This window comes from Bacillus aquiflavi, assembly GCF_019915265.1.
GTDB classification, from domain to species: domain Bacteria; phylum Bacillota; class Bacilli; order Bacillales; family Cytobacillaceae; genus Bacillus_BT; species Bacillus_BT aquiflavi.
The window spans coordinates 319,601-338,543 of the sequence record NZ_CP082780.1 but is presented as its reverse complement, the minus strand read 5'-3'; the positions used below and the strand labels follow the sequence as shown (position 1 = coordinate 338,543).

Genomic DNA, 18,943 nt, shown 5'->3' with positions numbered 1-18,943 from the left:
ATATAAATAGGGATTTGAACAACGAACATCTTATAAAGGACATAGTAACACCTCACCCATTTAAACTTCACATAATTTAACAATACACTACTTAATTATCTCATCTGTAAAAACCTTCCCCTATTTCTATTTTAGCAAACTCCCAATTATTTTCTATATAAAGTGAGGAATTAGGGATGAAAAAACACCTATTTTTTATATAAAAATAATAAGAGGGGAGAAATGGTGTTTATTTGGGATAAAATAGGCAGAATTAATTAATACTAATTAAACTAATCAGAATAAAGGGAACTGCTTTATTTCTATTTCTTTACATCTACTAATTCAAAACGTTCACAAACAAGTAACATATCTTCAGAAAATTTATGACCAATCTTATTTAATTGATCTGTAAAGAATTCTTCATGAGCTTCTTTCCAATATCGATATGATCGATCTCCTTCTCCTTCAGCAAAAGCAAATTCTTCTGTCACTTCATTCATTGGCGTCAACGTTACTTCTGTCGTTTTAATTATTGCAACAGGTTCTTCAGCACTATTCAAAATAATGCTATAATCTCCTATAGTCGGTAATGGTTCATGTTCTAATTCATATATCATGTACGCGGAACATGTCGCTGTTTTTTTACCTTCTATTACTAACTGTGCAAGATCATCTGAATTGTCGCCAAATTGCCATGCGCTAACTGACTGAGGCTTTTCTCTCTCTTTCCAATAGGCTTCCCAATATATTTGTGCTGCTTTATTCATGCTCTCTTCTTCCTTCCTACTATCTTGATTACGATATTACAGCTCTATCATCATTTTCTTCCTTAAGTTAAAACAGGACTTTATACCTTAAACTTTAGCGGTAAATCGTTTGAAATATCTTTACTTGTTGCATTCTTTTTCACTATATTCTGATAGAATACCCTTTAAATCCACTTTGTCGATTTCCATCGCCGAACATTCGCACTGTTTTTTTAGGTTTTAAAGCTACCTGATAGATTCGTAATATTCGGATAATTAAATGATAATACCAGCGTTTTTTTTTTTTATAGCCACTCACGAATTTGCCTAAAATGATGATTTTCATGGTGAATAAGACCGTTAAAATAATCCGATAAGAAAAGCAAAGTTCCTCCAATTCTTATTTCTTTATCCCAATATTCATTACCAATTAACTGAACTTCCTTTAGCAAATCCTTTCGTGTCCGGAGAAAATCAGAGATAATTTTTTCTTTGCTCATCGCCCGACTTTTACGCGAAGATTGTTCATTCATCTTCTCTACATCTGGTCTTTTAAGTTGAGTATTGTTTTTAAAAAAATATGGGATACGCTCAGTTAATACGAATTGATCCCACGTAATGAAGTGCCCGACAATTTCAGCTACACTCCATTTTCCTGCTTTAATGGGCGTAGACCATTCGTATACTGATACCTTTTCCAAATTTTTTATAAACATTAATGAGTTTTCATAATGAGTGATTATTTTATTTTTTTCTGTCATTCCATTCCCTCATTTCAAAAATGCCGTTTTGCACACTCAATATGGAACAAACAGTTACACTAAATTTTTTGATACACCTTTCTCTTTCTTTGTATTTTTATATGAAATAGATATAACAAACCTATTATTTTCGCCTTTTTGATCATATATTAGGTGAAAAAACAAGCAGTCATTCAACTTGTACATATAAATGATACAAGTTTAACAGAAAGGAGGTAAAAGAAATGCAAATTAATAGTGAGCCTAAAGCTTCTTCTAACAGTTGTTGTACTGGCAATGAAATTTTATGTATCAGTATACCGAGCCCAATTGACATTGTACTTCTTGGCATACAACTACAAATAGAGTTACCTTGCTTAAGAATAACATCTCCTAGTACTTTATCAAATGAACAAATCGAACAATTACAAAAAATCATTAGAGGAAGCGTAAAATAAGTTCTAGTATACACTTTAGTTTGCTCATTTACCCTTGACACCGTGTCAAGGGTAATTTTCAATATGTTATCGATGTATCGGATTTCATAAATATTTTGTAATAAATCTCACGACTAATAAATGGTCCCGTTTTCCCTTCTATACATACATCTTTTTCAAATATCGGGGCATCCTTTATCGTTACAAAAATCCCTAACTCTTCGTTTAATTCTCTTATGAGCGTTTCAACTGGAAATAACCTGAACAATCTCTATTTAAATTTGAAAGTTGGTGCACTTTTTAATCATTAAATATACTCATCAAATGATGGATAGAGATAAAAAAATTTTGTTATTCCTCATTCGTTTTTTCCGAAATTAAACATCCTTTCCAGTTGCTTTTCGTTCTCTTTAATCATATACGATGGGGTTTTTGCGTAAATCCACTAATCTTTTCTCTTACAAACATCCTTTTACATTTGTCATCGTAATACACAAAAAGATTTTAAATCGCAATCATATCGTGTTCAATCATTTCTTTTAGCTCTTCTTCCAGTACAGCCAGATTTCCTCAATTTTCATTTTCATCACTAATCTTCATCTCTATGTTTATTAAAAGACTGTTGTATTAAGTACATCGCATCTTCAATTTCATCAATACTTGAAACTCCAAATTCTACGTCACCATTCCCCCATCTGCCTATGTTAGTCACATCTTTACAAATTCCTTTTGGATCATGTATTTCGCTAAAAGACATATTAAGACTTAAACGAAGTCTTCTTTTTTGTGGTACAATATCAACAAAATTTGTTGATGTTTTATAAGCAATATATAATTTCTTGAATTCTTCTCTAACCGAACTATCGATATTACAAATTCTTTTTCTAAGTCGTTCAAATAAATTTAACATAGGTCCCGTTAATTCAGGAAATTTTTTTACAGTTTAAGTAACATAGAAAACATTTCAGAACATTCTAGTGAATCTTTGTTGGGTAACATTTTTACTAGGGATTCGAAAATGTTTTCCTTTTATTTATTTCAAAAAAAGTGATGATGTCTTACTAGAATTATGATTTATCATGCTAAATCGTTAAAATATAAAGGTACAATCGCTTCTTGGTAGCCTGCCTTTTTTCGCTTTAACATTGCCTCTTTCACTGGTTGTAATTCATTAATTGTAATACTCTTTAGCTTTGCTAAACGATCTTCCGATAACATGACTGTTGGATCTGAAGCTTCGTAATGAGTAACATCCATCCGCCACGGAACGACAAAGTTTTCGTAGCGTAGCATTAATCGTTGTAACATTGTTAGCCCTTCAGGATCAAAATCTCCCGCATACATAAGCAAACATTCTTCTTTGACGAATAAATCCATAAGCTTAAGACTTGCAAGCTTAAATTGCCCATGAGTGCAAATAAGAGGTACGGTCGGAAAACGATCTAAAATAGTAGAAAACACACCTGAATTTTCCACAATCCATACTTTTTTACTACACCCAGCGGGGTACGCTCTAGTAAGTGAAGTTAATTCACGAATTGGCACATTTAATACAGTCGGTACTTCACACGTTGTCGCTGCTTTCCAGACAGGATGAGACCCTTTAGCAGTCTCCGCTTGAATGTTAACGACAGTAACATCATTTGTAATATCATCACGATAAAGCATATACCTTTCAAGTAACTGACTAATCGCTTCACTATCAGATGGGATCGTGATTTCACCCTCCTCTTCATTTCGTGAATGTACTGATAACAAATGAAGCCAAAGCTTTCCGAGCTCTGTATTTTGATCAAAGGCATGCGGATCTTTTGTAAGACGATGACTGAACATTGCTATCCGTTCTCCATCCTTTGGGAGGTGTTTGAAAGCATCACTTAATATACGAACATCATGATAGAAAAAAGACTTCTTACCTTCTAGTAAACGATAAATCCAGTACGTATCCGCTGATTTTTTTTGTAAATATTGAAACCAAAATGTTAGAACGGGAAAGCGCTCAGATAATTCACGAAATGACTCTTCTATGTAAATCTCTTTCCTCTTTTTCAGTTCATTGTTCGTCAATATCTTCTCTTCAAAAAAAGACTCCAGCAGCTCAAGTAAAGGAATTCCGTCAAATTTTGTCCGCTCGAGCTGTCGCTCAAAAGCCAAAAGAGATAGTTTTCCTTTCCCTTTATCTAATAATTCAGATCGAGTTGTCCCGAAAAAAGACGCAAGTTCAATTAAATCACGATTGGGAAAATCACTTATCTTTACCGTTCCACCAATTTTCCCTAAAGATTGATACTTTTTCTTAAATCGAGTAAAAAGACGATCGTACACAGGATGCTCTCGAAAAAATTGCCGAGCATCAGCTAGCTTTTCTTTAGACACAAAACACCTTTCCTTTCATTTACACGAACGTTTCGCCTTTGAATTGTTCTACTATTTCTTCAGTTACATCTTCCGCTAGTTCATTTACGATAAGCTTTTTCCCGTTCCAATGATAACGAATAACACTGACAAAATCAGCATTTTTCGGACGAACGAGCTCGCAAATAGCAAGCGTCGAAATCGTATCATAATCTCCCCATAGCACTTGTGAATTTATAATATAATTAAAACCAAGGTGTTCGACGATTTCAAACATTTCACGAATATTATTTTCATCTACTCCAGCAAAAGCCTCATCAAGTGAAATAATATAAGGGGCTGATTCGTCCGCTTCTTGATACCGTGAATAGCAAGCTGTAAATAATGGGATATACATCGCCATCGCTTTCTCTCCGCCACTAAATTTATAAAAGGCATGGTTTGTTAACTCGCGCTTCGGTTCATTTTCCCTTCGATAAGACAACACAAATGAAAACCATTTACGATAATCAAGGACTTCTTTTAACACTTGGAGCAACGTTTGTCCTTCTGATTTTGTATCAAGTAATTGTTTCGCATTAAATATTTTTGAACGGAAATGTTTAATAATTTGCTGTAAATCCCGCTCCTTTAATAAGCGAGCATCTTGCATAAGAAGCTCGACTAAATCTTTCGTATCCATCTCCTCTTCAACTTCTGCTGTTCTTGGTTTCCAACGAATCGAAAACGTTAACCCCGATGAGGTATCACGAGTTTCCATTAGATAGTTCATTTTCCTTGTCCACGCCTGTGCCCGTCTAATACGACTGCGCAGTTTACTTCCTACTGACTTAAATAATATTTCCTCATACAACTCTTGATCTTGTTCATTAAGATAGGTTTGTTGACGTTGTTTATCTTTTTCAATGATCTCTTGAATGTAATACGGGCTTACACGTTTTCCTTGGTAATCCAAAACAATGATCCTACGATTAGATTTTTGCTGCCACTGTTCGATAAACGGCTTGTATTCCCCAACATATTCATTCGTCATCCACTCTGGCAGCGTTACAGAATCTCGATAGTCTTTCATTCGGTACTCCATTAAATCAGAGCTTTGCGCATAATACGTACTCGTTAAATTGCTATCGATACGACTCGAATCCCTTTCTGTAACAAGCTTACTGTACTGTTGTAACACTCGTTTGGCATGCTCAATCTCATCAGCAGCTTCTGCTTCCTCTTTAGATAATACAAAGTGGTAATCGACTTCTTTTTTAAACGACTGAAACCACGCTCTCTCCATTTGAAGCCAAAACTCATGTTTGTCTAATTGCCTCTGAATGTCTCGTTGTACATATTGTAAGTCTTTTTGTATTTCTGGAAGTCTCTGCTTTGCATCGTCAAGCTGTGCATTAACCTTCATTAGTGCATCTTCAACTTCGTTAATTTTCTTGCGAATATCTTCCGCACCTTCTTGTTCAAGCTGTTCTTGAATATCATCTATATGTTGTTTAAACCGTTCAATTTGATCAACGATAATATTTAACTCACCTCTAAGTTCATCTACTCGTTCCGTTATCTCGTCTATTCGTTCTGTTAACTCACGCACTCGTCTCATTTCATTCATCCACTGAGTATGCAAATTGATGACGCCAAATAATTGATCTTTATAATAAGCCATTTCACGTTTTGCAGTTAAATAAGAATCTAATGTTTTTTCTAAATCAAAGTTACGGGCACGTTCATCAATGACATACTTTTGCTTTTGGTATTTTTTATAAATAGACTTAACTAGTTGATCAAACTTTTCCACTTGTTCTTGGTGCTGAGTGATGAGAAATTTCGTTTTTTCAACTTGTTGGTGGATTTCTTGTAAATCAGCATCCTTTGGAAATTGATCCATTGCTTTTTTCCCTTGAAGCATCCGTTGATTGATTGTTTCAATTCCTATTTTCGCATGATCAACTTCAGCAGTAATTTTCGCTAATTCCGCCTCAATTTGAACGATTTTTTCTTTGCGGTAACGTTTTCTCGCTGACCGTCCGATAAACCTAACTTCTTTATACGGGAGGGCATGTCCTTTTAAAAGCCCGATTTGGTAACGTCCATCTTCATAAATTATCGTATTTCCGTCTGCTTCGTGAATGATAATTGACTTTAACACCTCTTCGACTCGCTCATGGGAAACATGTGAATCAATTTCAAGATCCGGCTTTAAATAATCAGCAAGGGTCATTTGCAATAGTACAGGATTTGCCATTAGTACCCTGTCATAAACAACATTGACTTCTTCATTCATCACTAACGCATTAAGCAGTCCCGTCTCAAACAGTACCCCTTCTATTAGCTGTCTTACATCCTGCGGAACATGATCTTGAAACTCTACCGCAGCATACAATGGAATAAACGCATGGCCCTTTAGCTGTAATTCCTTTCGAGCGGCTTTTGTTTCTTCTGCCATTTCAGGTTCTGGATCTTTTTTCTTGCGCCATTGTTCCAGTTCTTCTTCTTTATTTCTTTTTTGTTCCTCTAACCGCTCTTTTTGAAACATGAGTGCAGCCCGCTTCTTTCGCTCCGCTTCTTCGAAAGCTAAAAAAGCTTCTCGGAAAGGGGATTTTACGTCATCAAAGCTCGAATCCTTATACAAAGTTTGCAGCGCTCTGGAGCTTTGCTGTAGCTTCATATCTATCTCAGTTATCCAATCTAACGAATGCACCCATTCATGAATCTCAGCACGCTTCCTCTCTATATCCTCCTCAAATAATCGAATCCATTCTCTTTCTTCCTGAAGCTTTTCATCAAGCTTTCGCTGTTCTTCTGCCCGTTGTAAATCTTTTTCCTCATAATCTTCTTTTAACCGTTGAAACAAGCGGAAGTGCTCTACCATTTCATCTAAATTGTTCAAATGCTCATCTGTCTCTTTTTTCCATATAGTAAAATCAAACCCTTGCTCTCGAACTCGAACATAGTCTTCTACATTCATGTCGTGTTTTTTGAATGAAGATTTTTCAGCGCTATATGCCATATCTTCTAACTGATCGTTAATGTCTGTCTCCAATCCAATCGTTTTTACTTCTGAATCATCTTTTTGATTACGTAATTGAATATCTTGTTTTTCCAATTTAGAAACATCCTGTACAAGTTTTACTTGCTTTTGCGATTCTTCCCCTAGCTTTGCCTCTTCTTCCCGAAGCTCTTGTTGTAAATTCCATACTTTATGGGATTTCAATCGTTCTTGTTTCTTTCGTAACCCCTCTTGCTGCCGGTCTAGTTGTTGTTTTTCTTGTTGTTTGTTCATTATTTCTTCTTGTAACGCTGCTTCCTTCACTTGTAAAGAAACGAGCGCTTGCTTTTCATCCTCGAGCTTTTTTCTTGAAGTTAACCACTCTTGACCTTGATCAGCTAACCTTCGTTGATTGTATTGATCATAAATATGATTTACTTGCTGAATTGCATGATATTCTCGTTCTAACTGCTCAATTTGCTGCTTCGTTTGATCCATTTGCTCAATCGTGTCTGATAAATGACGAAGGTCATCATCTGTTAACGGTGGAAGAGCCGCTTCGAGAATTTCATAAATAACCGTTGGGCGAAAATCCCTTGATAGCTTCGGACTGCGCAATTGAATTAATAGCTTGATTAAGTCTTCATACGCTTCTAATGTACTAAATCCAAAAATGTACTTATTGACTAACTCCATATATTCTTTTTGCGTCTGAACAACAAATCCCCCGTTGCCGATGACGTTTTCTAATTCGATACGCGAGCGAGGAATCTTTTGTTGTTCGCCACCGCTTTTTTCAACTTTGTATAGATCTATGTTATGACCAATTCTACGATCATCTGTAATAACAAACCCCCAAAACTTCATCGGTCTGTTACGTTTAGCCTGCAAGCCAATCCCCGTTGTAATAAATTGATCTGTCTGATCTTTTTTGTATTCGATAAATAAATACCCTGTTCGCTCATCACGATCAACAACTTCTTTTTCTCCTAATAAATAATCCTCCATCCGTCTAGCTTTTGATCCAAATGGATCAAGACGATCTGGTGATTTCTTTCCATCTAATAGCACTGGCAAAAAACTTTGCATTGTAACTGATTTTCCCGAACCATTACTTCCACGAAGTAGTAATTTCCCATCTGAAAAATCAAAGATTTCGTCATCGTAATACCAAAAGTTTAATAGCCCTGCACGATTCATCACCCATTTATTTGTCATCTCGACTCACCTTCTCGGTCTACATAATTACGTGGATATTCCCCAATCATTCTCCCGATTGCAGACTTCAATATAAGCATTCCTGTTTCTACTTCCACTTGAAGCAACTCCCATTCTTTTAAAAAATTTACTGCTTCTTTTCTTAACTGTGAAACGGTCATTTCCCGATATTGCTTACTCCACCCATGTTGATACCGCTTTTGTACCTTCTCTAGTATTCGTTCACACTCACTCGTCGTAAGGCGCAGTTCTCCTAAATCATTGATTTCTTCAATTTTCAGGTTTTCTCGAAGGACAGTACTAAAATGAAGAACGACATCCATGATGCCTTTTTGATCTGGAAATAACGTATACTTTTGCTTTCTCTCATCAAGCATAAGCATTGCAGCATTTTTAAATACCTCTAATCGAAAAGGAGTATGCTCTTCTATATCATCACGAAGTCGATTGCGATAATTTCGAATATAAGCGAAGTCCGCATCATCCCCGCTTTCCCGATGAACAACAGGTGAAAACATTAACTTTCGGTAAACTCGCTTCCTGCGCTCCTCTCCTTCATGACGCTTCCATTCACTCGCTAAAATCTCTCGTGTCGTTTTATATTGAAACAAATCATCAGGATACGATCTCATAAAATAACGTGCATATACAGTCACTTCATAAAGGACTTCTTGCTCTTCATTCATCGCAAACTGTTCAATATCACCATCGACCATTTTAATGATATGAAGCTCGACCATTTTTTTTAAGGCGCGAACAAGCGATTTTCGATGCTGATAATTCGTCCAATTTAATGAAAATTCACCGGGATACATATCTTGAATGTCCTCTGTTAATTCCGAAAGAAGAAATTGCTCATCGACCGAACGCCGCTCTGTAAATGCAAGTCCGCAGCAAAAAATCGCATAGTCCATTGGCTCAGAAAAAGACTGAATCCCCATCCAAGCTTTCGGTTCAACAGGGATTTTCTCTAACTTAATAAAATGCTGATGAACGATCAAATCAAAACCGAATTTATCTGTAACATAACGCTTTAATACATGCTCTCGTTGCCGTATTTGCTGATATACGTCAGGCTCAAGTGAACGAAGAACCCAAAATTTTTCCATTAGTGTAGCGAGAGCCTCTTGGGCTTTTTCATCAAAAAGAGCGTTATCCATTTCACCACCACCAAGATTATGATCATTTTTATAGAAAACGTAACACGACTTTTGGCATTTCTAGTACACCATCGACTGAATGAAGCAGAATCTTTTGTTTTGGATCTATTTCTACTTGAACATCTCTCCCAAATTCTGTTTTGATTATATGATCTTGTCTTCCCATTGCTTTGCCGATCCAAAGGAGAAATATTTTTCGAACAGAGCTTTCAACATTCGATAATTTATCAAGGTGGATAACCCCTTCATCAATATATTTTTCGATTAAGTCCTTTTCCTTCTTTTGTTCCTTCAGATGCTTTCTTCTCATTTCTTCCTTTTTTTGTTTGTTACTCTGCACTGAACCTGCTTTTGTTTTTTCGCGATAACCTCTTATTCTCGGCTTTGTCTCATGAATCATTGGCGCTTCTTCCCATACATCCATATAAATATCTTCTGTCGGCACATGATCTCCAAGAAAATGGCGCGTATGAAATACTCCGAAAACAACAGATGATAATTCATGGGCACCCTCAATATTTTCCATCCCAGCAAACCATTTTGCTAAATGCATATAGTCTTTTTTCCTACTGCGAAAATACTGATGCCGCTCTCCTAATCGCTGGACAACACGAGTAATTCTGCGAATCGCCTCACTTGTTCTCGCTTCAAGCATTTCAAACTCGCTTTCACCATGTTCATTGCCTAAAAACCATGATACGATGCTTTTCCATTTCTCAGCCAATTCTTTACATGAAACTTCTTCTTTCGTTGCCTCTGCTATTTTATCTGAAAAGCGAAATGTTTGCTGTTGATGACGAATAACTTGGCGAAAAAAAGGATACATCACTTCTATTGGCAAGGATGATAATAGCTCTTGTGTTTGTAGTGCTGTACTTTGCAGCCCTATAATAAAATCACGTAAATATATCGTAAATTGATCTTTGTATATAAGAAAGGTGTCTGTTTGCATTCGTTCTTCGACTTCTTCACTGTTAATATAAGCGATATAATCAGACGTGTTTTGTGTAATTTGCCGAAAATATGTTAATACATCATTCCAGATCTGCGCACACTCTTCATCTACTTCAAACGTTTTACGTTGGACAACTGTTTCTATCCGAAGAAGTACTTGATAAAATCTTTCAAACTGCTTTTTTTCTAAGGAGCCCCCAAATGATTCCCCCATCCCCTCAAGTTGGATTAACATTCGTTCAAATTCTACTGTGTAAGGGGTGCATTGATAACGAAACCTTTTTTTCTTAAATTCTTCAATCGTCTTCGACTTCCCTAATTCTTGACGAGCGATTAAGTTTCCCCATCTCACTAACGTGTCTAAATCTTGGTGAAGCTCGTCCATTTCATATAAGTGGAAAGCATAGTCATTCTTTAAATACACTAATATCTCTTCAGGAAACAAAAAATCTCGCATTCGCTCATGCTGTAAATAAAAATAACGTAATATGGCTCGATAACTCCAAGCCTTTTCCGCTGTTAAGTACGTCGCTTCTTTCACACGTTTTGATGGAAAACGCTCCACATGCATCACCTTTCTTAGTATCCTTTATCCAAACTAATCACTAGCACAAGAAATTCTCTTTTTCTACTATTTTATCAAAAATAGGGGGATTTTTTGATTTTATTAAGATAGAAAAGGGAATATTAAATTAATTGTCAAAAATAATAGCTCATTGCCATTTTTGAAGTTACCCATATTGGAAAATCCGTAATAAAAAAATATAGGTAGAAATATTTTATTAAAAACATCTAAAAAGTATAGGAACATTCTGAATTCATTGTTTTCCTTCTTACATAAAAACAGCACTAAGATCTTGTTATATTAGTACCAGAATGGTGACAAACGCTCGCATTCTTCGTTGTAAGCTTACAAGTACTTATTCCATTATGCTTCCACCTTGTACGGTGCGCCTCTGCCGACGAGCATTTTCAAGTAGCATTTCGGGGGTTACTCCATCATTATTAATACTGATAAGGCATATAGCTCCAAGCCTTTTTAACAGCAATGAAGTTTTAACGGGGAGAGGACAAATGAACAGCGATGAAAGTAAAAAAACAGCTAAATGGGGTTGCCTGACATGGGTATTAATCATAATCATAGTACCAATTATTTTAATAATCGGTTTATTGTTTTACATAATGGAAAGAACGAACGATTTTAACTAGCTCTTCATTTACAAAAATATCCCATATCCTTTGAAGAAATTGGCTTGTTTCTTTCCTTTGTCGTTTTATATAAAGCTTATTTCACCTTTTGTAATATAGTTCAAGCTGGTTCATTATTTTCCTTAATAGCGATAATGAAAAGATCACAATACTTGCACCGGTCATTTTTCCTCTTTTAGTAAGTTTAAGATAATATGCTTCTTCTTGATTATTATTGCTGCTATAAAAAGATATAAAAATGGATGAAGGTGTGGAAAATCTTCTTTTATGTTAAAAAGTTCCACTATTAACTAGACAAATAATATTAATGTCTATATAATAAGTAAACAAATTACTTTTATGTTTCCCATTTTAATAAAGGGGTTTATATAACATTTTGAAAGTTTTAATGGAAATAAGACATGAACAATCAATTCATCTAAAAGGTGGTGAGCAATATGGCAAACGATGATTTATTTTGGAATGCAACAGTAGAAGAACTGGCGAACGGATATGCGTTTGATCCAGTAACAGAAAAATATATCTGTCTCTTTTGCAATAAACATTTTGAAGCTGGAATCGTGTATCCGGTAGACAATGCTTTATACGAAGCTAGGAAAGCAATTATTCATCATATTGAGGAATCACATAGTTCTACATTTGAGCAATTATTAAACATGAATAAGAAATACACAGGCTTATCCGATCATCAAAAAGAACTTCTGCAATATTTTAAACAGGGCTTAAATGATAAAGACATCGTAAAAAAGTTGAATGTAGGCAGCACTTCGACGATTCGAAATCATAGATTTAAATTCAAAGAAAAAGAAAAACAAGCAAAAATTTTTCTAGCAATTATGATGCAACTTTCAAAAAGTGCTGGCAAGAAAAAAGACAAAGAGGAATTCATTCACTTTCATAAGGAGGCAAAAATGGTTGACGAACGTTATGCAATAACACATGAAGAAAGAGAAAAAATTTTATCCACTTATTTTAAACAGGGGCTTGATGGATCGCTTGCAAACTTCCCAAGCAAAGAAAAGCGTAAAATTGTTATTTTACAACATATAATTAGTCGTTTCGACTCTGATAAAGTTTATTCAGAGAAAGAAGTCAATGACATACTTCAGCCTATCTATCATGACTATGCAACCATTCGACGATATTTAATTGAATACGGTTTTATGAAACGAAATAAGGAATGCACACAATACTGGATAAACAAAAATTAATGTGAAACAGTCCCTGCTATAAAAGTGAACTACCACCTTAATTGTTAGACATAACAAATAATTGAAGGTGTGTTTTTTAAGGAGAAATTTTCATTTGAAGAAAAACTAAAAGCCGTTCAAAACTATCTCGAAGTAGAAAAATTTTACAGAAACATAGGAAAGCAAATTGGTACTGATTTTCATTTATTTCCTTATTATTCTATTTTGGGAGTTGTTTTGTTTTTTATCATTAAAAGCATACCAATCTTTCGAAAAAAGGTAAGCGAAGATTAACGGTAAGAGTGGCATCTAACAGTCAAAAAAATGGTTCGTTGGATGTACCCTTTTATTGTAAGAATCGTTATTTAATTTTAATCTTCCATCCTAGAATGATTACGTTAGGATTCTCTTAAGTCTTTTCAGCTCATTGACTGATATATTATAGCTTACAAGTTGGTTGGTGAAAAGGAAGCGGTCAAGTGCTTTCTTTGATGGGTGATGTAATTACATGGGAAAATAATGAAGATGAAAAATAATATTGTTTTCTATGTTGAGAATGTATGAGAACTCTTATTGTGTTTTTGCTAACAAACAAAAGGAAAAATCCATAAGGGAATTAAAAATATGCAATTATTCTTGATGCAGGAAAGCCATGCGGGGGATCTTCAAACTCACACAGGTATGAGCTTGAATGAAATTATACGTGCTATCGGATTTGAGTATGATACTTTATACAGCGAAAAAAGAGATGTCTCCTCCAGCCTATCGAACCACCTCTACTACCCAATAAGGAAAATCATCCCCACCCGTCAAACGGGTGGGGATGATGAAATACTTTCAACTTATATTTTTTTCCGATGAATGGAGGCTTTTTTATTTTGGTTTTTTTCTCCCCACTCACATAACTGTTCCAAGATTGGTAATAGAGTTTCAGCTTTATCTGTGAGACTGTACTCGACTTTAGGGGGAATTTGAGGATACTCTTTCCGTCTCACCATGCCATCCGCTTCCAAATCTTTAAGCTGTGAACTCAATGTTTTAAAGGTAATAGCTCCTATTTGTCTTTTCAAATCATTAAAGCGAACAGGTTGTTTTTCTGCCAGAAGGTAAATAATAAGCATTTTCCATTTTCCACCAATCACTGACAATGTATAACCAAAGGGTGTCTCCTGAATATTACCTTTCTCTTTATAGTCAGCCATACTCATTTTTTACTATCCTTTCTGATAGTACCTATCAAAAAAGTGCGTACTATTTTTTTGTTTGCGTTTATTTTATACTGACCTTACTTTAAAGTAAAGGAGAGAAAAAAATGACTAACGTTAAAATCTACAATCACGGTCTTTGGGATCACGGTATTACTCAAGGTTACAGCGTCAACGGAACTATCTACATTTCGGGACAATTTTCCCACGATATGGAGGGTGCATTTATCGGCAAAGGCGATATCGAAGCACAGACCCGGCAAACGCTGGAAAATCTTGATCGCGTACTGGCAGGGTTTAGTGTTACGAAGTCCAATCTTGCTTATGTGGAGATCTATCTGACAAACGCGCAAGAGCATTTCGAGCCAGTCGTCCGGCTGTTCAAGGAATACGTGGGACAACATCGGCCGGCCGGCAGTCTCATCGGTGTGACTTACTTGGCATCCCCTGAGCAACTGATCGAAATCAGCGCCGTCGCACACACGGACTAATCCACCCGCCATAATCACTTAAAAAGTCGCTAATAGAGATAGTAACAGCTATGCTGGTATTATCCCTATAGAAAGTTTCGGGTATCCAACTATCTCTTTATTTTGATTATGAAAACAGTTCTGTGTACTTCTTATTTCATAAGGATTCAAATATATTAATGCATGGCGTTTTTCTATATAAGAATCGGGAAAAGGGACAATTCAGCCCTTTTCCTCAATTATCGGTCAAAATCTCTATTTGTAAGCTTTTATTAATGAACAACCCTTGTAAAGAAGCGTTCTAATAATTCAGCTCTTGAGATTTTTTGACTTTCCAGATAACTTCATAATAACGCCTAATCTCTTCTTCAGTTGGCACATTATGATAGCTTTTCGGTTTTTTGGTATCTCTACTTCTAATTCCTCAATATTTTTTTGGATAATCATAGTTTGGATGTTCACTTCAAGTTTTATTTTCGAAAACAAAATCGGAACTTACTAAGGTAGCTGGATTGACTCAACATTTCCTTTCTATTAAAGTTCACTTCAATTTTTTTTATTCTAGGTAAATCATCTAAATGCTTATTATTTCCCGTACCCTTAGTTACCTCCCTACCTTCACTCTTCACCGAAAACATTTGCAGACGAATATTACCAAGCGGCTTTGTTCCCATTCAAACAATTGGCATAGAAGAATAGCCTGTCGACAGTTGCTCTCGATAAAGTACAGGGACTTTCACCTTGCCCAATTCTGCTTTTGCTGCATTGATCTTTTCTTGGATAAATTCTTTGCTGTATGGTTTACTGTTGTTTACTTTCGGCGATTTTTCTGGACTCTTTACGCTAGAAAGACCTTTTACTCCTTTTAAAGCTAAGGTGCTTGGAATGAGCGATGGCAAGGCAGAACCAGTTGCGTACATGATGCCTTCTTGTTCAACTGAATCGGTCATAACCTGTGCGACAGTTTCCGCTATACGAATAGGGTCTTGGATAAATTGTATCGCAGCCTATCTATGTATCTATCAACGTAGATCAGCTTCTTCTTTTAAACTAATTGGTTTCAATTAGTTTAGATATTAGACGTTCAATAAGCACCTTTACATGCGCCATCAGCTACATAGAGGATCTATTCTTCATCATTCTGAGCGTGGCAGCCAGTACTGTTCTATGGATGATCAAGCTAAGTTGAAATCATACGCAATGGATGTAAGCATGAGTAGGAAAGGAATTTGTTATGACAATGCATGTATAGAATCGTTCTATAATATATCGAAGAAAGAGCTTATTTTTTTAACCAAATACAAAACGAAGAACAGGCCAAAAAAGAAATCTATGAATATATCATATTCTAAAACTCAAAAAAATTCATTCAGATTCAGCCAATGGCTATTTATTGCCTTCTGAATACGAAACGTATGTACCAACGTGGGGTTGCACGTTAAATACTAACCGTCTATTTCCTCTTCATTCAAGTACAGAACAGGTCTAACTCTGTATTTGAATGAAGAGGCCACCAGGCGAAAGCGCGGTAAAAAAAAAAAAATTGTCTACTATATTGACTTAATTCCAAACCCATTCTATTTCCCTTAAACAAATTTCCGTATAGAGTAGTTTATATAAAAGAAATACCCTTAAACTTCCCATTCAATTTTTAAATTATTTATCAATTCACTAAGTGAATTAGCAAGAAATTCATTTTCTTCTGTTTCATAATTCTCTATTAATATCTTCCCTGTTTCATTGTCAAAGATAATAGCCATATCTTCAGGAGAGGCAAATCCTATTTGTATATATCTAAATTCTCTCCCGTTATTCTCTTCGTATCGTTTCATTGTTTGAAAAAATCTTAATATAGGTTTACCTGGCTCTACAGGTTCAAGATTAACTAATCGTGAACCGTAAAAGCCTTGTAAGTTTAAGAACCAGTACGAATTAAAATATTCTTTAATTGCATAATGAATATTAATACCAAGTTCTTTTTCAATTTTTGTAAAGTCATCTAATTCAACTTTTTCAATAGGCTTCCAATAAACATATTCTTCTTCATCTGGACTACTTAAATACAGTAGAGGATCAATCTCTTCATCCCATGGCGCTTTAGGATATGTACCGTATTTTTTATCCCATACGCTGATAAGTTCTTTGAAATAATGATCTAATGCTTTTTTTATTTCCATGCTATACCTCCAGAGAAATTACTTAATAAATACTTGAAGACGTTCAGCATTTTCCTGATCTTTCCCCCATATACCTATTCGTTTCTCAATATTATGGATTCCTCCACTCCCCGGATGCAACGGTTGTGGGATAGCCATTGCTTGACCACCACCACCAATATATGATGATGAACTAAAGGTTTTCCTTTTAACCCGACAATATCATACTGAGGGAAATGTTTCCTAAAGATAGCATCATTTTGATGTTAGACTCAAAAGTAGACACAGTTTATTATTAAAATAACTAATAATATGAGGTGTCCAAATGAGCAGACAAACATTTGATGAAGATTTTAAAAGAAGTACAGTCCAAATGATGATTGAACAAAACAAGTCGGTTGCCCAGACGGCTAGGGATCTGGGTATTAGTCCAAATACCATTCACAATTGGAAAAAGAAATATGGTGAAGAGTTTATTGAAGCTTCTTTTCCAAACATGACAGAAGCTCAACAATTAAAAGCAATGCAAAAACGGCTACGTGATCTTGAGGAGGAGAATGCAATCTTAAAAAAGGCTATGCACTTCTTCGTGAAAGACCATCGGTAATTTTCTCATTCATCTATGAGAATCGCTTCATTTTCCGTGTGGAGAAGATGTGCAAGGTCATGAAGGTTTCCCGAAGCGGCTATCACAAATGGGTGGATCGCCCTGAAAGTGAAAAAGCAAAACGCCATAAAACTTTAGTTAAGCACGTTCATAAATCATATTTAGAATCCAGGGGACTTTATGGAAGTCCAAAGATTGCAAAAGACCTTGAAAGAAAAGGAGTGCCTGTCTGCCAAAAAACAGTAGCTCGTATCATGAAAGAAGAGAATCTCCGGTCAAAGACAGTTAAAAAATATAAAGCGACTACCAATTCAAAGCATTCTCTTCCAGTCTACGAGAATAAGCTTAATCAAGAATTTAAAGTAGATGCACCGAATAAAGTATGGGTCGCTGATATCACTTATATTCCAACTTCAGAAGGCTGGCTCTATTTAGCAAGCGTAATGGATTTATTTTCTCGCAAAATTGTTGGCTGGTCCGTGGATAAGACAATGACAAAAGAGTTGGTGATTAACGCTCTGGATCGGGCATATAACCGCCAGAAGCCACCCCTTGGCTCTGTTCTTCATCATTCAGATCGCGGCAGCCAATATTGTTCAAAAGATTATCAAAAGAAATTGACTAAGTATGAGATGGATATAAGCATGAGCAGAAAGGGAAACTGTTATGATAATGCCTGCATTGAATCCTTTCATAGTGTGCTAAAGAAAGAACTTATCTATCTAACTAAATATAAGACGAGAGAACAGGCCAAAAAAGAAATCTATGAATATATCGAAATATTCTATAATTCAAAAAGAATTCATTCGGCCAATGGATACCTTTCGCCGTCCGAATACGAACGTATGTACCTTAGTAAAGCTGCAAGTTAACACAAGATACACTTTTCCTCTTCATTCAAGAACAGAAGTCATTCTGTTCTTGAATGAAGAGGCCACCAAGCGAAAGCGCGGTAGAGGATAAAAATCTAAAAAATTTGTGTCTACTTTATTGACCTAATACCATTTACAATAGCCCATCCATTATTAAGATTTTTGATGTTAGCATCACTAAAGTACTCAGGATGTAATCTGTATATTTCATTAAAATAATACTTATTATCTCTTAGCCATCCTTCTGAATTTGTATTTTGTTTTCCCTTACCTATATAAGGCATATCTACAACAAGTTTTTCATCTGCTACTATTTTAGTAACATACGTTCCCCTTCTGGTAATTATTTCATACTCTTTATTTAAAACAGTGTCCTCGATACTACGATATACCCTTACCTGATGGTTTGGATTACCCGTACCCCTACCTTCCTCACTCTTCACCGAAAACATTTGCGGACGAATCTCACCGAGCGGCTTTGTTCCCATTCCAACAATCGGCAGAGAAGAATAGCCTGTCGACAGTTGCTCTCGATAAAGTACAGGGACTTTCACCTTGCCCATTCCCGCTTTCGCTACGTTGATCTTTTCTTGGATAAATTCTTTGCTGTAAGGTTTACTGTTGTTCACTTTCGGTGATTTTCCAGGACTCTTTAC

General features: G+C 35.7%; 16 protein-coding genes and 1 pseudogene. 6 read left to right on the top strand and 11 right to left on the bottom strand.

Features of this window, described 5'->3' with window-relative positions; translation table 11 throughout:
- Positions 1–302: 302 nt before the first annotated feature.
- The gene (locus K6959_RS01735; protein WP_163241090.1) at positions 303–749 is read right to left on the bottom strand and encodes an ASCH domain-containing protein; all 447 of its coding nucleotides are present in this window, start codon (positions 747–749) and stop codon (positions 303–305) included.
- Between the two features lie 284 nt (positions 750–1,033).
- A complete protein-coding gene (locus K6959_RS01730) occupies positions 1,034–1,489 on the bottom strand; it encodes a DinB family protein (protein WP_163241087.1) in 456 nt (151 codons plus the stop codon).
- A gap of 224 nt (positions 1,490–1,713) precedes the next feature.
- On the opposite strand from K6959_RS01730, the gene K6959_RS01725 reads away from it, so the two are divergent.
- Positions 1,714–1,926: a hypothetical protein gene (locus tag K6959_RS01725; protein ID WP_163241084.1), complete on the top strand. Its 213-nt coding sequence runs from the start codon at positions 1,714–1,716 to the stop codon at positions 1,924–1,926.
- A 568-nt stretch (positions 1,927–2,494) separates the two neighbouring features.
- Here the strand turns inward: K6959_RS01725 and K6959_RS01720 are convergent.
- The 5 genes from K6959_RS01720 to K6959_RS01700 form a co-directional block, all read right to left on the bottom strand.
- Complete coding sequence (locus K6959_RS01720; RefSeq protein ID WP_220185450.1) at positions 2,495–2,815, bottom strand: DUF5655 domain-containing protein; 321 nt, start codon at positions 2,813–2,815, stop codon at positions 2,495–2,497.
- A gap of 167 nt (positions 2,816–2,982) precedes the next feature.
- Positions 2,983–4,281 (bottom strand): DUF2399 domain-containing protein, encoded by a 1,299-nt coding sequence (locus tag K6959_RS01715; protein WP_163241082.1) that lies wholly within the window; start codon positions 4,279–4,281, stop codon positions 2,983–2,985.
- Between the two features lie 19 nt (positions 4,282–4,300).
- Entirely contained in the window at positions 4,301–8,464 is a 4,164-nt protein-coding gene (locus tag K6959_RS01710) for a TIGR02680 family protein (RefSeq protein WP_223087461.1), read from the bottom strand.
- On the bottom strand, positions 8,461–9,624 hold the full coding sequence (locus K6959_RS01705) for a TIGR02678 family protein (protein ID WP_163241077.1): 1,164 nt from the start codon (positions 9,622–9,624) through the stop codon (positions 8,461–8,463). Before K6959_RS01705 ends, K6959_RS01710 begins: the two co-directional genes overlap by 4 nt.
- Positions 9,625–9,652: 28 nt before the next feature.
- On the bottom strand, positions 9,653–11,149 hold the full coding sequence (locus K6959_RS01700; RefSeq protein ID WP_163241242.1) for a TIGR02677 family protein: 1,497 nt from the start codon (positions 11,147–11,149) through the stop codon (positions 9,653–9,655).
- A 503-nt stretch (positions 11,150–11,652) separates the two neighbouring features.
- Here K6959_RS01700 and K6959_RS18655 point away from each other — a divergent pair.
- Positions 11,653–11,787 carry a hypothetical protein gene (locus K6959_RS18655; RefSeq protein WP_258561163.1) on the top strand — a complete coding sequence of 45 codons (135 nt, stop codon included), beginning with the start codon at positions 11,653–11,655 and terminating at the stop codon, positions 11,785–11,787.
- A gap of 437 nt (positions 11,788–12,224) precedes the next feature.
- Complete coding sequence (locus K6959_RS01695; protein WP_163241074.1) at positions 12,225–12,998, top strand: DUF2087 domain-containing protein; 774 nt, start codon at positions 12,225–12,227, stop codon at positions 12,996–12,998.
- A gap of 821 nt (positions 12,999–13,819) precedes the next feature.
- On the opposite strand, the gene K6959_RS01690 is transcribed toward K6959_RS01695, so the two are convergent.
- The gene (locus tag K6959_RS01690) at positions 13,820–14,185 is read right to left on the bottom strand and encodes a winged helix-turn-helix transcriptional regulator (protein ID WP_163241071.1); all 366 of its coding nucleotides are present in this window, start codon (positions 14,183–14,185) and stop codon (positions 13,820–13,822) included.
- A 104-nt stretch (positions 14,186–14,289) separates the two neighbouring features.
- On the opposite strand from K6959_RS01690, the gene K6959_RS01685 reads away from it, so the two are divergent.
- A complete protein-coding gene (locus tag K6959_RS01685) occupies positions 14,290–14,673 on the top strand; it encodes a RidA family protein (protein WP_163241069.1) in 384 nt (127 codons plus the stop codon).
- Positions 14,674–15,326: 653 nt separating this feature from the next.
- On the opposite strand, the gene K6959_RS01680 is transcribed toward K6959_RS01685, so the two are convergent.
- Positions 15,327–15,602, bottom strand: coding sequence for a hypothetical protein (locus K6959_RS01680; protein ID WP_223087459.1), 276 nt, complete (start codon positions 15,600–15,602; stop codon positions 15,327–15,329).
- Positions 15,603–15,783: 181 nt separating this feature from the next.
- On the opposite strand from K6959_RS01680, the pseudogene K6959_RS19975 reads away from it, so the two are divergent.
- Positions 15,784–15,995, top strand: a pseudogene (locus K6959_RS19975) (IS3 family transposase); the annotation flags it as partial.
- Positions 15,996–16,283: 288 nt separating this feature from the next.
- On the opposite strand, the gene K6959_RS01675 reads toward K6959_RS19975, so the two are convergent.
- Entirely contained in the window at positions 16,284–16,829 is a 546-nt protein-coding gene (locus K6959_RS01675) for a SecY-interacting protein Syd (RefSeq protein WP_223087458.1), read from the bottom strand.
- 304 nt (positions 16,830–17,133) lie between these two features.
- Here K6959_RS01675 and K6959_RS01665 point away from each other — a divergent pair.
- Positions 17,134–18,287 (top strand): IS3 family transposase gene (locus K6959_RS01665; protein WP_163243100.1). Its coding sequence is split into 2 segments (ribosomal slippage): positions 17,134–17,386 and positions 17,386–18,287, totalling 1,155 coding nucleotides; the frame shifts between segments, so codons are not numbered across the junction.
- 110 nt (positions 18,288–18,397) lie between these two features.
- On the opposite strand, the gene K6959_RS18650 is transcribed toward K6959_RS01665, so the two are convergent.
- The gene (locus tag K6959_RS18650) at positions 18,398–18,916 is read right to left on the bottom strand and encodes a hypothetical protein (RefSeq protein ID WP_262421858.1); all 519 of its coding nucleotides are present in this window, start codon (positions 18,914–18,916) and stop codon (positions 18,398–18,400) included.
- Between the last annotated feature and the right edge of the window lie 27 nt (positions 18,917–18,943).